At 46.1% G+C, this 15,210-nt stretch carries 15 protein-coding genes; 5 read left to right on the top strand and 10 right to left on the bottom strand.

What is annotated here, in order from left to right:
• Window positions 1–16: 16 nt before the first annotated feature.
• The 6 genes from panC to mazG form a co-directional block, all read right to left on the bottom strand.
• A complete protein-coding gene (gene panC, locus QLH32_RS14155) occupies window positions 17–862 on the bottom strand; it encodes a pantoate--beta-alanine ligase (protein ID WP_283266713.1) in 846 nt (281 codons plus the stop codon).
• A gap of 3 nt (window positions 863–865) precedes the next feature.
• Window positions 866–1,675 (bottom strand): 3-methyl-2-oxobutanoate hydroxymethyltransferase, encoded by an 810-nt coding sequence (gene panB, locus QLH32_RS14150; protein WP_283266711.1) that lies wholly within the window; start codon window positions 1,673–1,675, stop codon window positions 866–868.
• 39 nt (window positions 1,676–1,714) lie between these two features.
• Entirely contained in the window at window positions 1,715–2,203 is a 489-nt protein-coding gene (folK, locus tag QLH32_RS14145; protein WP_283266710.1) for a 2-amino-4-hydroxy-6-hydroxymethyldihydropteridine diphosphokinase, read from the bottom strand.
• Entirely contained in the window at window positions 2,200–3,657 is a 1,458-nt protein-coding gene (pcnB, locus tag QLH32_RS14140; protein WP_283266709.1) for a polynucleotide adenylyltransferase PcnB, read from the bottom strand. Before pcnB ends, folK begins: the two co-directional genes overlap by 4 nt.
• A 139-nt stretch (window positions 3,658–3,796) precedes the next feature.
• Window positions 3,797–4,225: a ComEA family DNA-binding protein gene (locus tag QLH32_RS14135; RefSeq protein WP_283266708.1), complete on the bottom strand. Its 429-nt coding sequence runs from the start codon at window positions 4,223–4,225 to the stop codon at window positions 3,797–3,799.
• Window positions 4,194–5,000, bottom strand: a complete 807-nt coding sequence (gene mazG / locus QLH32_RS14130; protein ID WP_283266706.1) for a nucleoside triphosphate pyrophosphohydrolase — start codon at window positions 4,998–5,000, stop codon at window positions 4,194–4,196. The genes QLH32_RS14135 and mazG overlap by 32 nt, the downstream gene beginning before the upstream one ends.
• Before the next feature lie 102 nt (window positions 5,001–5,102).
• Between mazG and QLH32_RS14125 the strand changes: the two genes are divergently transcribed.
• The 5 genes from QLH32_RS14125 to QLH32_RS14105 all read left to right on the top strand — a co-directional run bounded on the left by QLH32_RS14125 (window position 5,103) and on the right by QLH32_RS14105 (window position 9,584).
• Complete coding sequence (locus QLH32_RS14125) at window positions 5,103–5,876, top strand: SDR family oxidoreductase (RefSeq protein WP_283266705.1); 774 nt, start codon at window positions 5,103–5,105, stop codon at window positions 5,874–5,876.
• A 204-nt stretch (window positions 5,877–6,080) separates the two neighbouring features.
• Entirely contained in the window at window positions 6,081–7,451 is a 1,371-nt protein-coding gene (locus tag QLH32_RS14120) for a COG3014 family protein (RefSeq protein ID WP_283266704.1), read from the top strand.
• A gap of 18 nt (window positions 7,452–7,469) precedes the next feature.
• Complete coding sequence (locus QLH32_RS14115; protein WP_283266703.1) at window positions 7,470–7,877, top strand: YcfL family putative periplasmic lipoprotein; 408 nt, start codon at window positions 7,470–7,472, stop codon at window positions 7,875–7,877.
• A 28-nt stretch (window positions 7,878–7,905) separates the two neighbouring features.
• The gene (lpoB, locus tag QLH32_RS14110; protein WP_267981731.1) at window positions 7,906–8,508 is read left to right on the top strand and encodes a penicillin-binding protein activator LpoB; all 603 of its coding nucleotides are present in this window, start codon (window positions 7,906–7,908) and stop codon (window positions 8,506–8,508) included.
• 74 nt (window positions 8,509–8,582) lie between these two features.
• Window positions 8,583–9,584, top strand: coding sequence for a CsgG/HfaB family protein (locus QLH32_RS14105; protein WP_283269350.1), 1,002 nt, complete (start codon window positions 8,583–8,585; stop codon window positions 9,582–9,584).
• Window positions 9,585–9,618: 34 nt separating this feature from the next.
• Here QLH32_RS14105 and QLH32_RS14100 read toward each other — a convergent pair whose 3' ends face one another.
• Genes QLH32_RS14100 through cysM form a run of 4 tightly spaced genes read right to left on the bottom strand, consistent with a single transcriptional unit; the run spans window position 9,619 to window position 15,167 of the window.
• A complete protein-coding gene (locus QLH32_RS14100) occupies window positions 9,619–11,925 on the bottom strand; it encodes a RelA/SpoT family protein (RefSeq protein WP_267981730.1) in 2,307 nt (768 codons plus the stop codon).
• A 31-nt stretch (window positions 11,926–11,956) separates the two neighbouring features.
• Entirely contained in the window at window positions 11,957–13,384 is a 1,428-nt protein-coding gene (gene rlmD / locus QLH32_RS14095; RefSeq protein WP_283266702.1) for a 23S rRNA (uracil(1939)-C(5))-methyltransferase RlmD, read from the bottom strand.
• A 9-nt stretch (window positions 13,385–13,393) separates the two neighbouring features.
• Window positions 13,394–14,209, bottom strand: a complete 816-nt coding sequence (locus QLH32_RS14090; protein WP_283269348.1) for a 3'-5' exonuclease — start codon at window positions 14,207–14,209, stop codon at window positions 13,394–13,396.
• A gap of 22 nt (window positions 14,210–14,231) precedes the next feature.
• Complete coding sequence (gene cysM, locus QLH32_RS14085; RefSeq protein WP_279960063.1) at window positions 14,232–15,167, bottom strand: cysteine synthase CysM; 936 nt, start codon at window positions 15,165–15,167, stop codon at window positions 14,232–14,234.
• Window positions 15,168–15,210 lie beyond the last annotated feature (43 nt).

Genomic DNA, 15,210 nt, shown 5'->3' with positions numbered 1-15,210 from the left:
TTTTTATTTTCTAGTTTTAAGTCTTAAAGTCGACCTGTAGGTTATCGATCAAACGCGTTGTACCCAGTTTTGCCGCAACAAATAAAACCATGTTTCGATCAAATTGCTCAATTGGCTGTAAATTTGTTTGACGGGCCTCCACATAATCGACAACAAAGCCTGCCTGTGTCAATTGGTTGGAGATACTTTCCAGTACCTGCGCAAGTGCCTGCCCCTCATGCAGTTGCTGTTCGGCTTGCTTGAGCAGTTGGTAAATCGTGGGTGCAATGACACGTTGCTGTTCAGATAAATAACCATTACGGGAACTTAAGGCCAAACCATCTTCAGCACGGACAATTGGCACACCAATCACTTCCAGTGGCATGTTCAGGTCCTGCACCAACTGGCGAATAACCGCCAGCTGCTGGTAGTCCTTTTGCCCAAAGAACGCGAAATCAGGCTGTACGATGTTGAACAGCTTGGTCACCACAACCGCCACACCGTCAAAATGGCCAGGACGTGACTTGCCACACAGGTCATCGGTAATTTGACCGACACTGATATTGGTCAAGCGTGGCTGCGTGCCATACATCTGCTCTACAGAGGGTGCAAAAATGATGTCGCAACCCACATCCGCCAATAAACGGCTGTCCTGTTCCAAAGTACGTGGATAGCTATCAAAGTCTTCACCCACGCCAAACTGGATCGGATTGACAAAAATGCTGACCACCACCACATCACAGATTTTCTTTGCGGCACGCACCAAGCTCAGGTGACCTTCGTGCAAATTGCCCATGGTCGGGACAAAACCAATCAATTTTTTTGTGCTGCGTGCAGGTGCAAGTGATGCGGTTAAGCCTTGTATGGTTGTTTCTGTTTTCATGAATTACAGCTCAACTTGAAAAGTATGTTCTTTTGCAGGGAAAGACTGGTCCTGAACAGCGGCATGATAGGCCTTAAAGGCATCCAGAATTGCGGTTTCACCAGACTGTTCTTTCATGAAGTTACGCACAAAGCGCGCAACACGTCCAAAGGTTAAACCCAGCATGTCCTGTACCACCAATACCTGACCATCGGTTTCATTGCCCGCGCCAATCCCAATCACAGGGGTATTTGGAAATAGTTCAGCAATTTCCTTGCCGAGTTGTGCGGGAACACATTCAAGTAACAAAACAGCAGCACCAGCATCCACCACCGCCTGACAGTCTGCCATCAGTTGATCCGCAGATTCACGCGTTCTGGCTTGCAGTTTATAGCCACCAAACACATGCACTGATTGAGGTGTTAGACCCAAATGTACACAGACAGGGATTCCATTACGGGTCAGCACCTGCACCAGCTCGCCTAACCATGCGCCACCTTCGATCTTGACCATTTGTGCGCCAACCTGCATCACCGCCTTGGCGCTTTTCAGGCCATCTTCCAGCGTTGCATAGCTCATAAACGGCAGGTCTGTCATGATCAATGCATGTGAATTACCACGGCGCACAGCCGCTGTATGGTAGGCCATGTCTTCAACCGTCACGGGAAGTGTGGAGTCTCGGCCCTGAATTGCCATTCCCAGAGAATCACCGATTAAAATCGTATCAATTTCAGCCAATTCCATTGCTTTCGCCATACTTGCATCGTAGCAGGTGAGGCATGAGAACTTGCGTCCCTCGGCTTTAAACTTTCTTAAGTCACTTAGACTAATCATGATGATGTCCTCTACAGGCGTTTCCAGAACGAAACAGTCTTAAGCGTTTGCCCAAGACTGGTCTGCGATTACAGTCAAGCTTGCTTGCTGCACCAGTTCTAAATCTTTTAATGGATGGCCATTTAACTGTAAATGGGCATCGAGGTCCAACAACGGAATAACCACAAAATCACGATCTAAAATACCGATATGCGGTACGGTTAAACGCTCATCTTGAATCTGCTGCTGACCATAGATCAGTAAATCCAGATCAAGGGTGCGTTCGCCCCAGCGTCGCAAACGGACTCGTCCAGCCTCTTGCTCAAACTGTTGTAGTTGATCCAGTAAGGCTAAAGGCTCAAGTGCTGTATCCAGTTGCACAACCGCATTTAAATAATTGGGCTGATCCTGTGGACCCATCGGTGGGCTTTGATACAATCGGGAAACCTGAGCTGGCCCCAAACCTGCTAACTTGGCAACCGCTTCACGCAAAATCTGCTGCGAATCACCTAGGTTACTTCCCAGCCCAATATAGGTACGAATGATCATTGTGTCGGCCCAAAAACCACTTGGCTTAAATCACGTTTTACCCGTTTGCGCCTGAGAATTGGATGATCAGCACCAACCTGGCTGGAATCACCTGAAGCCTTTTCCATAAAACGGGGGGTGGATTCATCCGACCTGACACGTTCTTTTCTACCACGACGACTTCTTGGCTCAGGCACATTGACCAAAGGCTCAATTTCTGTCATTTTGGGCTCATCAACAACCTCAGTGGCCTTACGACGGCTTTTACTGCGTTGGCGGTTATACTGGCGAATCGCGATTTCTTTTTGGTCAGTGGTCATTTCCTGATAGGATTCCCACCACATGCCCATGCCCTCGGTACTGCTATCACCCGATTTTTCACGCAGCAGCAGGAAGTCAAAGCCTGCACGGAAACGCGCATGTCCAGCCAAGGCTTCGATCTGCTGTGGTTTTGGATTGAGCAAACGGGTTTGCATTTCCCATACTTCACGAATAAAGGTTTCAGCAAAACGCGGAATGATGGTACGGGTTGCCTGACGTTTCAGCACATCAAGCCCAGCCTGTGCACGGGCCTCTGCTGGCACCACACCTTTATTTAGATAAAAATCACAACGCTCTAAAAATGGTTTCCATAACAACACCGCATAGAAAAAAGCGGGATTGATGGTTTTGCCAATTTGAATCCGTTGGTCAGTATTTCGTGCTGCACGCTCAATAAAGGCAGTAAGATTTGGTGGAATTTCAGCAAACAACTGTTTCCAGACACCAAACTCAATCAGCATTGGTAAAACCTGGGTTAGGTGCCCCATGGTAAACAGTTTTTGTGACTCGTCATATAAACGGTGCGGAGAGACATCCCGCAGCAACTGCGTCATCTCAACACTGAAAACATCAAGAATGGATTGGTCAATCTGGAAATTCAGTTTTGCGGCAAAACGTAAGGCCCGTAGCATGCGTACAGGGTCTTCCTCAAAACGCTGTGCAGGCTCCCCCAGAAAACGTAGGGTACGGGTTTTAATATCATCAACCGCATGGCAAAAATCAAGTACGATGCCTTTACGGGGCTGGTAATACAGGGTATTGATCGAAAAATCTCGACGCGCGAAATCCTGCTCAATCGTTCCCCAGTTATTGTCACGAAGAATCATTCCAGATGCACTGGTGACTGCCTTTTTTGGAGGTGCACGGAAAGTCGCCACCTCAATCAGCTCACGGCCTGAGTAGACATGCGCCAACTCAAAACGCCGTCCAATAATTCGGCAACGTCGCCCAAAAACTTCTTTCACCTGAGCTGGAGTGGCATTGGTGACTGCGTCAAAATCCTTTGGATTAAGACCTAACATCATATCGCGAACACCGCCACCCACAATATATGCCTCATAGCCAGCTTTGTTCAGGCTATCAATCACATCGAGAATTGAGGGAGGAAGTTGAGCTGTGGACAGACCACATTTTGACGCGCGCAAGGTTTGCAAAAGACAGTGTCTCCTACGTCAGGACGTAAATAACAATTTGTCGCTAATCATAGCTCCAACCCACACAAAGGGCAATTTATTCTGTTGAAGTTTCAACATATCCCTCTGCTTAAAAAGCAGAAATACTTCAAAATTTCACTTAAAGTATCAGCCGTGCCTTGTTTTTTTCCAGCAACTTTGGCCCAATCCCTTTCACATTCACCAGTTCATCAACTGTTTTAAATCCGCCATTCTTTTGGCGATATTCCACAATGGCCTGAGCCTTTTTCTCGCCTACACCATTCAGGGTCTGTAACTGCTGTAGATTCGCCTGATTTAAGCTAATTTTATCGCCCTGATGATTTACAGAAGATGAAACTGACTTTGAACTGGACTGCTGTGTTGGGCGTGATAAATAATAATTGTTGTTGGACTGCTTCGCCAATTGCTGATCACGTGCCTGCTGCTGGGCTTTCCACTGGTCATAAGACTGGTCAAACTGCTGTGCATGCAGATGGGAAAAGCATCCCAGACATAAAAGAATAAATAAAACAGCCTTATGTTTGCTGTGCGGATGTGGCAAGGTCATTGGTTTTCCCCTCAAGTTTTAATTGTCGTTTTGCTTGCTCCCAAAGTTCATCCATTTCTGCCAAACTCATTTCCTGCAAGTCTTTGTGTTGTCGTTGTGCCTGTTGTTCAATAAAAGCAAAGCGGCTTCTAAATTTGTGAATCGTCGCCAACAAGGCGGTCTCACTCGACAGCCCAAGTTTACGTCCTACATTGATTAAAGAAAATAGACAGTCGCCAAATTCTTCTTGTATTTTATCAACTTCCTGCGTTGCAATCGCCTCCTGTAATTCTTCCAGTTCTTCATCCAGCTTTGCATAGGCATCTTTTACCGTTTCAAAATCGAATCCAAGCTGGGCCGCTTTGTTCTGAACTTCATGTGCCTGTACCAAGGCGGGTGCATGCTTGACCTCATCCAGACGTGACTGTGGTTTAACCTGCTTTTCCTGCTGCTTGATCTGTTTCCATAGTTCACTGACCTGCTCAGGATTTAGGTTTTGATAGTGTTCCGACTGAAACACATGCGGATGTCGACGGATCAGTTTTTCACTAATGGCATCGACCACATTGTGAAAATTAAATGCACCCTGCTCACTGTACATTTGCGACTGGAACACTACCTGTAGCAATAGGTCACCCAACTCATTTCGGATTTCATCTACATCGCCCTCCCGAATTGCCGCCTCCACCTCATAGGCTTCCTCAATCGCATAACGGGTCAGGCTTTCAGGTGTTTGCTGCTGATCCCATGGACATTTTTGTCTTAATTCCTGCATGATTGCCAATAACTTTTCCATGATGATCTCCAAACTAGGTGCAGCGAAATTGTTGCAGCAGCAAACTGCTTATGCGTAATATACACGGATTCAAAAAATATCAAGATAAAGCAAGGGAAAGCAATGCAACAGAGTGTTTTTATCAGTGGGGCTGCACAGGGAATTGGTGCTGAAATTGCGCGTTTATTTCACAACAATGGCTATAAAGTTGGTATATACGATATTAATGAGGAACAGGCAAACGCTCTGGCAAAAGAACTGGGCGACAATGCCAAAGCAGGCTATCTGGATGTCAGCAATTATCGCCAGTGGCAAATGGCGCTACAGGAATTTAAAACCTGGGCGGGTGAGCTGAATATTTTAGTGAATAATGCGGGAATTCTATATTCTGGCGCATTTGAAAATACCCCGATTCAATCCCATCACCGTACGATGGATATTAATGTCAAAGGGGTTTTAAATGGCTGCCATGCCGCATTGGCGTATCTACAAAAATCCAGTTTTGCCCGAGTGATTAATCTCTCTTCCGCCTCAGCAATTTATGGTCAGGCTGATTTAGCCTCCTACTCCGCCAGCAAGTTTGCTGTACGTGGTTTAACCGAAGCACTGGATGTGGAATGGCAGAAATATAATATCCGTGTACTTGATGTCATGCCGTTATTTGTACAGACCAATATGGTCAAGAATATGGATGCGGGCAGCATCCAGAACATTGGGGTGGACTTAACCCCTGCCGATGTGGCAAAACAGGTGCTGCATCTGGCTCAGCAAAAGGATCACGCCCTGATTCCAACCCATACGCCAGTGGGTATAAAAACCAAACTGATGTACCAGCTTTCCAGTATCAGTCCTCAGTTTTTAAATCGACTTACCAATATCTTTTTATCAAAAAGGTAAATTCAAATGAAGTCATTCATCCAAATATTCAATTTGGATGAATCGAATTAAATAATATCTTTCAAAAACTTATATAGATTAAAATTATTTTTAGATTGAATGCCAATTAAATAACCATGTTAACATCTGTTAAAAAATTAAAACATTTTGTATATTTGCGAAAAATTTTATATAGATTGTGTTTTTTTGTAAAAGGGGTTTTACATGTCATCTTCATTGGCGAAATCAAGAGTTTCGTTATTCATCATGGGTTGTTTAAGTTTCTCCAGCCTTACAGTAACCACTCAAACACAGGCTGGTTTATTTGATAGTTATACCAATACAGCGCAAAGTTTTCGCTCATCGCTGACCCAACCCCTTGATACCTCAACACAGGAATTATTTCAGAAAAAAGCCAAAAGTAATGACGCTGCATTATATCTACTGGAAAAAGCCCGTTTAGAACAGGCCAATCAACAATATGAAGCCAGTAAGCAAACCTTTGAAAATGCATTTGCCTTATTGGACGAACAAAATAACAAGGCCACCATCAGTGCATCCAAACTGGGTTTCAAGGCACTTTCCCTTGTAACCAATGACAGTGTTTCTCCTTACAAAATCCCAGAATATGAGCAAGTATTGGCGCATGTGTATCAGGCGATCAATTATCTGGCGTTAAACAATACCGAGGGTGCCAGTGTGGAAATGCGCGTGGCCCAGCGTATTCAACGGGAAATTGAACTGGCTCACAGCAAGGAAGCAGAAAAAGCCGCTGCAAAGGCACAGGAGAATGATGCTCCTCCAGCAGAATATGACGAAGCATTGGCAGGTCTCGACACTATCGCGGGTAAAGTGAAGAATACCTACCAGAATGCCTATGCTTTCTATATGGCAGCAACCTTATGGGAAGCACTGGGTGAAAAAAATGACGCGCTGGTGGACTATAAGAAAGCCTATGAATTACAGCCAAATGATTTTATCAAGAATGACGTGAAACGTCTGGACACAACGACAGGCAAAGCCAGTGCGCAATACCCTGTGATTATTTTTCTGGAACAGGGCCTCGTTCCACAAAAGATTTCCTCCACCCTCGCGATTCCAACCACAAATGGTTTGGTCAATGTCTCATTTGCCAGCTATGACCCAACAACCTATGTTGCACCAAGCCAAATTGATGTGTCAGTGAATGGCAAGACTGTGGCAAATACCGCATTACTTACCGATATTGGTGCCTTGGCGGTAAAAACCCTTAAGGAAAATATTGCAGCCAACCTCACCACCCAGATTGCGCGTTCAACCGCCAAGTATGCGGTGCAAAAAGAACTGGGCAATCGTTTAGGGGTATTGGGCCAACTTGCGGGCAACGTGTATAACACCGCCACTGAAAAAGCGGATGTACGTGCATGGAACACCTTGCCAAGCAATGCACAGGTCACCCGACTCTCACTTCCTGCTGGCAGCCATACCATCCAGCTTAAAAACAACTACGCAAATCAAAGCATCAATATTGAAGTAAAACCAAACCAGACCACTTTTATCCGTGGTATTGAAACCAACCAACAAATCGTTGCTGATAGTTTCAGCATTGCAAAATAATGACTTGAGTAAAACATTATGAAAAAACTGCTTTTACCTATAATCCTGTGTGGCTCTGTCCTTGGGCTCACCGCATGTACAGCACCAAATGCCATGCGTACACAAACAGACCCTGCAACGGGCGCAAGCAATGTCAGAACCATGACCAGCAACCCGATACTGGCAACACGCATTGGGGTCAACCGCGTCAACATGACCACGCTTGGGGATATTAAAAAAGCGTCACTGGCCTTAAAAAATGGTTGGTTCTATGCACAATCGTTTGAATACAAGATTGTTTGGTTTGATGCAGATGGCACTGAAATCAATCCAGAGGGGGCCACCTGGAAACCGATTACATTACAGGGACGTGAAGTTAAAACCGTTCAGTCTGTCGCACCAAACCCACGTGGTGTAGACGTACTTATTTACATGAAGAAAGACTAATCAACAGCTTATTTATAAGGGGTAAGACATGAAATTCCGCACTTTGGCTTTAGCAACCACAATTGGCACCATGGCATTGTTCAGTGGCTGTGCCTCCCAGTCTGTATCTTATGGCGATGCACAGGCAACTGAGACCTTAACCAAGGATTTTGGTTCAACCGACCTTCAACAAATCGCAGCCAAGATGGTTGATGACATGCTGGCGTTTCCACCTGTGATTGAAATGACCCAGGCCCGCCGTCCAGTGCTGTTTGTTGACCGTATCAAAAACAAAACACAAGAGCATATTGATACTGAATCCATTACCGATACCATCCAGAACAAACTGATTAATTCTGGAAAATTCCGTTTCGTTGACATGACTTCTGTGGGCGCAATGGCAGACCAGTTGGCTTATCAACAGCAAAGTGGCATGGTTGACAAACGCACAGCAGTAAAAACAGGTTCTCAAATTGCCGCTGAATACATGCTGAATGGCAACTTATCCAGCATCGTAAAAAACTCAGGCGGTAAGAGTGATGTGTACTACAAGTTCACCTTCAAATTACAAAACCTGAAAACAGGTATTGTTGAATGGACAGGCGAGAAAGAAATTCGCAAGTCGGCTAAACGTGCTGCTTTTGGTTTATAAACCATTCACAACAACAATGAACTCGATGTTCAGTACCTCCTGAGGCATCGGGTCACATAGAATGATAGAAAATGATGAAATCCTTATTTTGTGCAGCCCTGTTCTGCTTAACAACAATTCATTCAGCCAATGCTGCCCTACAAGAAGTCATGAAAGAAGCCACAGGTAGCGGCCCAACCCAGCAACAGGCCATTGCGGAAGCCCTGCTGATTGCAGCACAGTCTGTAAATGGCACCAGTGTCAGTTCACGTACCGATTTAGCTGAAGAAGTGAACATGGTGGTCAGCAACAATCATTGGAGCTATCAGGGTAAAACCTCGCCTGTGTTTAGCGTTGAAACGCAGGGTACTAATGCGATTAACCGCTTTCAGGTGTTAAGTATTTCTGGTTCTGGCAAGAACTACCGCGCCAAAGTGCGTGCCTATGTCAGCAAATTCCAGTCCAGTGTCGCTGATCAACATTTACGCCGCATTGCGGTGATGCCATTCCAGTATAACTATGCAAAAACACAAATCACCGATGGCAGTGATGCCGATGATTTTGTCACTGAAGTTGCTGATCTAGTTGGTACACAACTGGCAAACTCACGTCAGTTAAGTTTGGTGAGTCGAGACTATATTGAGGAAATGGCAAGTGAAAATGCCTTTCTTCGCTGGGATGGTGCCCCTGCTGAAATGGCACGTCTTGGACAGAAAGTGGGTGCTGACTATATTTTGGTGGGACGCATCAATGAAGCCAAAACCACACAGGGCCGTTCTTTCTACGGTGCCGTACCTGCTGGACAACAAGCCATCCGTCTGAACTGGCGAGTGATTGAGGTCAATACAGGCAAAGTTGCTGCCGCGGGAACAGTGAATCAACAGCAACGCCAATCCCTAGGTGACTTGATTCACAGCGCACAGCCTGCCACTTCATCTGACCTACTGGCACAGCAAATCACCAATGAAGTTTTGAGTGGCTTATCTTTAACGCCCGTCAATTATTCAAGCCAAGGTACGAATCAGATTGAGTCATCAGAACCGTTGTCTGATGCCGACCTAACACCAGGCTCAAGCGAAAAACCTGTTCGCTGGTGATCAAAAGGGGCTGTAAATACAGCCCCTTTTTTTATTAATTTCCCTGCACCAAACGTCTGGCACTGATAATGCCTGGCTGCTGCTCCAAACGCGCCAATAAACGGGACAATTGCGCCAAACCTTTGACTTCAATCAACAGTTTCATGTTGGCAATGCCATCCGCCTCAGAAATGGTATTGACCTGACGGATATTGATCTGGTCTGAGAAAATCACTTGGGTTAGGTCCTTAAGCAAGCCACGGCGATCATAGGCCTCAACCACAATCTGCACACTTTGACCACGTGTTGGCTGCATTTCCCAATCCGCCTCAACCGCACGTTCAGGTTCTTGCGTGGTCATCCGAATATAATCAGGGCACGCAATCTTGTGGATACTGACACCACGATTTAAGGTGATATAACCACCTATCGACTCGCCATGTACAGGCTGGCAGCACTGGGCAACATGCAGTTCCACATTGTCCAGTCCATCAATCAGGATGCCATGTGCAGACAAGGTATGGCTGGCACGTGGATTCAGGGCAGGTTTCAACACCAGCTCAGGCTCATCCTGATCCAGATGCATCTGACGATTGACCTGATTAATCAGAGCATGCAGGCTAATGTCACCATTGACCAGACCGACCAGAATATCATCCCCAGACTTCACATTAAAATGCGATGAATAATCATTTAAATCAATGCTTTTTGGGTGAATTGCTAAACGTGAAAGCTCTTTGGTCAGTAGCTCACGTCCAACCTCAATATTCTTGCTACGGTCCTGCTGCCTAAACCAATGACGCAACTTGTCACGGGCACGGGCGGTCTTGATATAACCTAAAGAGTTTACCAACCAGTCACGGTTTGGTTCACGATCTTTCTTGGTGAGAATCTCAACCTGTTCACCTGTTTTTAGGGTATAGGTGAGCGGTACATAACGCTGGTTGACCCGTGCCGCATAGCACTTGTTCCCCACCTCGGTATGCACATGGTAGGCAAAATCCAGAACGGTTGAACCACGTGGCAACTCCTTAATGTCACCATCTCGGCTGAATACATAGATCTTTTCAAAATTTTCAAAATCCTGAATCTGATCAATGTCATTGGATTCATCATCTTCGGTATGTGGCGTGGTTTCAGTACGTTCCTGATAGTGTTCCAGCACCGCACGGAGGGAATGTAGACGATGGTTGAATGAATGGTCAGTGTTCTTTTCACCTTCTTTATAGTTGAAGTGTGAGCAAACTCCAAGCTCCGCCTCATCATGCATGTCAAAAGTACGGATTTGCACTTCCAGTGACTTGTTTTCGGCAATCACTGCGGTATGCAATGAACGGTAGCCATTGGCTTTCGGATTGGTAATATAGTCATCAAACTGGTTCGGGATGTGTCGCCAGATTTGATGCACAATCCCCAGCGCGTGATAGCAGTCAGGGACATTCTTCACCAACACACGCACAGCACGAATATCATAGAGCTGGTCAAAGCTGAGGTTCTTGCTTTTCATTTTTCGATAAATCGAATAAATGTGCTTCACCCGCCCCGTAATCTCGGCCTGAATGTCGTACTCTGCCAATTCGGTCTTAAGCTTATCAATCACAAACTGGATATATTGTTCCCGCTCCAGACGCTTTTCATTCAGCAGTGCAGCAATTTCCTTATAACGTTCTGGTGCCAGATAGCGGAAAGCCAGATCCTCCAGTTCCCACTTGAGCTGCGCAATACCCAGACGGTGTGCCAGTGGTGAGTAAATAGTCAGGATTTCCCGTGCCACCCGTTCCTGACGTTCCTTGCTTGCGGTTGCCAGTTCACGTAAAGAATAGGTACGTTCCGCCAGCTTGATGAGAACCACACGAACATCTTCAGTCACCGAGATCAGCATTTTATAAATGCCACTGAGGTGTTCACGCTGGTTATTGTTGAAATGGTCTTCCAGACGCTTGTTTTTTTCAATCAGTTCAGACAGTTTACCCATTGCAAGTGTGCCCTTGACCAGGCTATGCACTTGCTCGCCAAACTGTTGCTGAATATTTTCCAGGGTGATTAAGCCCTCACGCACACTGCGGTACAACACTGCCGCTGAAAGCGTATCTTCATCAACATGCAGATGCGCTAAAATATCGGCCATGCCAATCCCTGTACTAAAGGTATTGGTCCGATGGTTTACCGTGGTTTCCAGCTCTTTTGCCAAGGTCAGTTCTGCAACCTGCTGAAGTTGCCTTAACTCTGCCCCATCCAAGATATCACGCACCCGATCCAGCCAGGACACCAGACCACTTTGCGCTTCAGCGGCATGTTCTACAGTCGCTTCCTCAGACAACTCATGGAGCTGTCCAGGTAACTGTTCACGTACTGTGACCATACCATTCTCCTCTGGCTAAATAACTCATTTTCTAATCGTTTATCTCTTCGATTTTTTCAGGCTGCCCAATCTTTTCAAACTGTTCAGTTTTCTCAAATAGTGCAATGGATTCAATATGTTCAGTATGTGTAAACATATCCATCACTGCGGCTTTTTTGAGTTGATAGCCATATTGTGCCAGTACACCCGCATCCCTTGCCAGTGTTGAAGGATTACATGAAACATAAACGATTCTTTTTGCTCCAAAATTAGGTACATATTGCATAACTTCAACCGCACCTGAACGTGGAGGATCAATCAATAATGCATCAAATCCCTGTTTTGCCCAAGAATGATGCGAAAAGTCTTTTGTTAAATCTTGTGAAAAGAACTGTGCATGGGCCAACTGGTTTGCTTTCGCATTCTCTGTTGCCCGTTGCACCATCTCATCACTTGCCTCAACACCGACCACCTGACCCGTCTCACCGACACAGCGTGCCAAAGGTAGAGAAAAGTTGCCCAACCCACAAAACAGGTCAAGCACCCTTTCCCCTTTCTGTAACTGTAGCAATTCACATGCCAACTGAATCATTCTCGCATTTACCCCACTATTGACTTGGGTAAAGTCCAGAGGTGAAAATGCAAACTTGATGGCAAAGTCATCCAGGCTATAGTGCAGACGCATCTCCGCATGGACATCATCGACACGATGAACACTGTCCGCACCTTTCGGCTGCAAATACAGTTGCCATCCCTTGAGTAACGTAAATTGACGTAATTGGTTGACATCCGACACATTTAATTCATCTAAATGACGAACTAGCAATGCGACCTCGGTATCCCCCATCGCCAATTCTATATGACCAATATGAGCCTTGCCTGTTAGACTTTCGAGAAGTTTCTTCAGTTCAGGCAATACATCCGACAGGGTTTGGTCCAGCACCTTGCAGTGCTGGATTTCAGTCAGATGGTTGCTGTGATGTTCACGAAACCCCATCACCAGACGATTCTGCTTATGCAGATAACGTACCCCGATACGCGCACGACGGCGATAATCGGTTTTTACAGAACGAATCGGGTCCAGCCACTGTTCAGGTTGCAATCCTGCAAAATGCTGTAAATGCGACTGCAATACCTGCTGCTTAAGTAAAACCTGCTGGTCAGGGTGAATATGTTGCAAGCTACAGCCACCGCACACGCCAAAATGTGGACAGATCGGATCAATTCGCCCCTCGGCGGCATCACTTTCCAGCCTGAGCATTTCCGCTTCTTCCAGACGGGTGGTCTGGTTGGTAATCTTCGCCTGTACAGTTTCCCCCACCAGCGCATAGCGGATAAACACTTTCTTGCCCTGCTTTTCCTTGGGATGGTCTGGATGCGTGCCATAATGCGCAATTCCACGTCCTTCATGTGAAAAGGACTCCACCTGAAAGATATAGACAGGATTTTGTGCTGGGCGGCGTTTTGCTTTATGTTTCAAAAGATGAACCTAAATTTTTGGTGCAAACGTGTGTGCGGTGAATACAGTATATTGCGATGTCTGCCGCCATACCTGTAAAAATTCTGTTTGTTGCGTCTGTGTCTGTAAATAATCGGCTGTCGCCTGAATCCATTGCTGGTGATCCTGTTGATTCAACTGACCTTTTAGCAATAGCCAGCGCAGATAGACCAGCCATGTGTTAAGCACATCACCCTCACAGTAACTGGTGAGTTTCAACCATTGTTCAGTGCGTACATATTCAGGCACATGATAACCCGTTTCACCACGTTTTCCAGGGAATCCCAACAGACAGGCAATGTCATCCAGCTTCTGGAAATTACGCCCATTAAACATCGCCATCACATCCATCAGGTCAACATGGCGATGATGGTAACGATTCTGGTAATTGTTAAAGCGCTTCTGGTTATCAATTTCACCCTGATCAAACAGGCTTGGCGCAGAAAGCCCATGATACATAGCACGGAACAGAATCACGGGCAGGTCAAACTGCGAACCATTCCAGCTCACCAGCGTCGGCTGCTTCTTGTCAAAAATGGACAGGAATTTTGTCAGCATTTCTGCCTCGGAACCCTGCTCCCGACTAAATGAAAATAGGCGAAAGCCCTTTTCATCAATCCATAAACCTGAAATACAGACAATTTCATGCAAGGGTAGACGCTGAAAATCGCTGCCTGATTCCTGACGGCGGATTTTGGTCAGTGCCTGTTCCACATCGGTTTCAGGCAAATCAAGATGATAAAGATGAGCACCAGCCTTTAAGTCAGTCAGTGTTTCAATATCAAAAACTAAAATTGGAAAACGCAAGCTCATCATTCAGTGTAATCAGTTAGGCCTGATCTTCATCTTGAACTGAAAACAGCCCTGTTGACAAGTAACGATCACCACGGTCGCAGATAATGCACACAATCACGGCATCAGGTGTTTCCTCAGCAATTTTGAGTGATGCCCACACCGCCCCACCAGAAGAGGTTCCCGCACTGATGCCTTCCGTACGTGCCAGTTTACGCATGGTCTGTTCCGCTGCAAGCTGTGGAATATCAATGATACGGTCCACACGGCTACGGTCAAAAATGGTTGGCAGATATTCTTCAGGCCAACGGCGAATTCCCGCAATGCTCGCCCCATCTTCGGGTTGTAAACCGACAATCTGAATCTCTGGGTTTTGTTCTTTTAAATATTTTGAAACACCCATGATGGTGCCCGTGGTGCCCATTGAGCTGACAAAATGCGTAATTTTTCCAGCTGTCTGCTTCCAGATTTCAGGACCTGTGGTGAGGTAATGCGCCTCAACATTATCTGGATTGCCAAACTGGTTCAGGACAAAGCCCTTGCCATCCGCCTGCATTTGCGTGGCAAGGTCACGCGCACCTTCCATTCCCTGCTGCTGCGTCACCTCAATCAGTTCAGCACCATAGGCCAGCATGGCGTCCTTACGTTCCTGACTCATGTTGTTTGGCATGATCAGCTTCATTTTATAGCCACGCATCGCGGCAACCATCGCCAGGGCTATTCCCGTGTTGCCACTGGTGGCCTCAATCAAGGTGTCGCCTGGCTGAATCTGCCCACGCTTTTCTGCCTGGACAATCATGTTATAGGCAGGGCGATCCTTGACCGAACCCGCTGGATTATTGCCTTCCAGTTTTGCCAATACCGTAGCTTGAGTATGACACGCCAAACGCTGCAAACGGACTAAAGGGGTTTTACCAACATAATAGTCCAGTAAAAATTCATCTGCTAAAAAATCAGTTTGCGTATTCGTCATGATCGACACCGATATTAAGGTGGCGACTATTGTATGAAAAAAA

Origin of the sequence: Acinetobacter corruptisaponis (assembly GCF_030053775.1) — a bacterium.
GTDB classification, from domain to species: Bacteria; Pseudomonadota; Gammaproteobacteria; order Pseudomonadales; family Moraxellaceae; genus Acinetobacter; species Acinetobacter corruptisaponis.
This window is presented reverse-complemented; position numbering and strand designations above follow the sequence as displayed.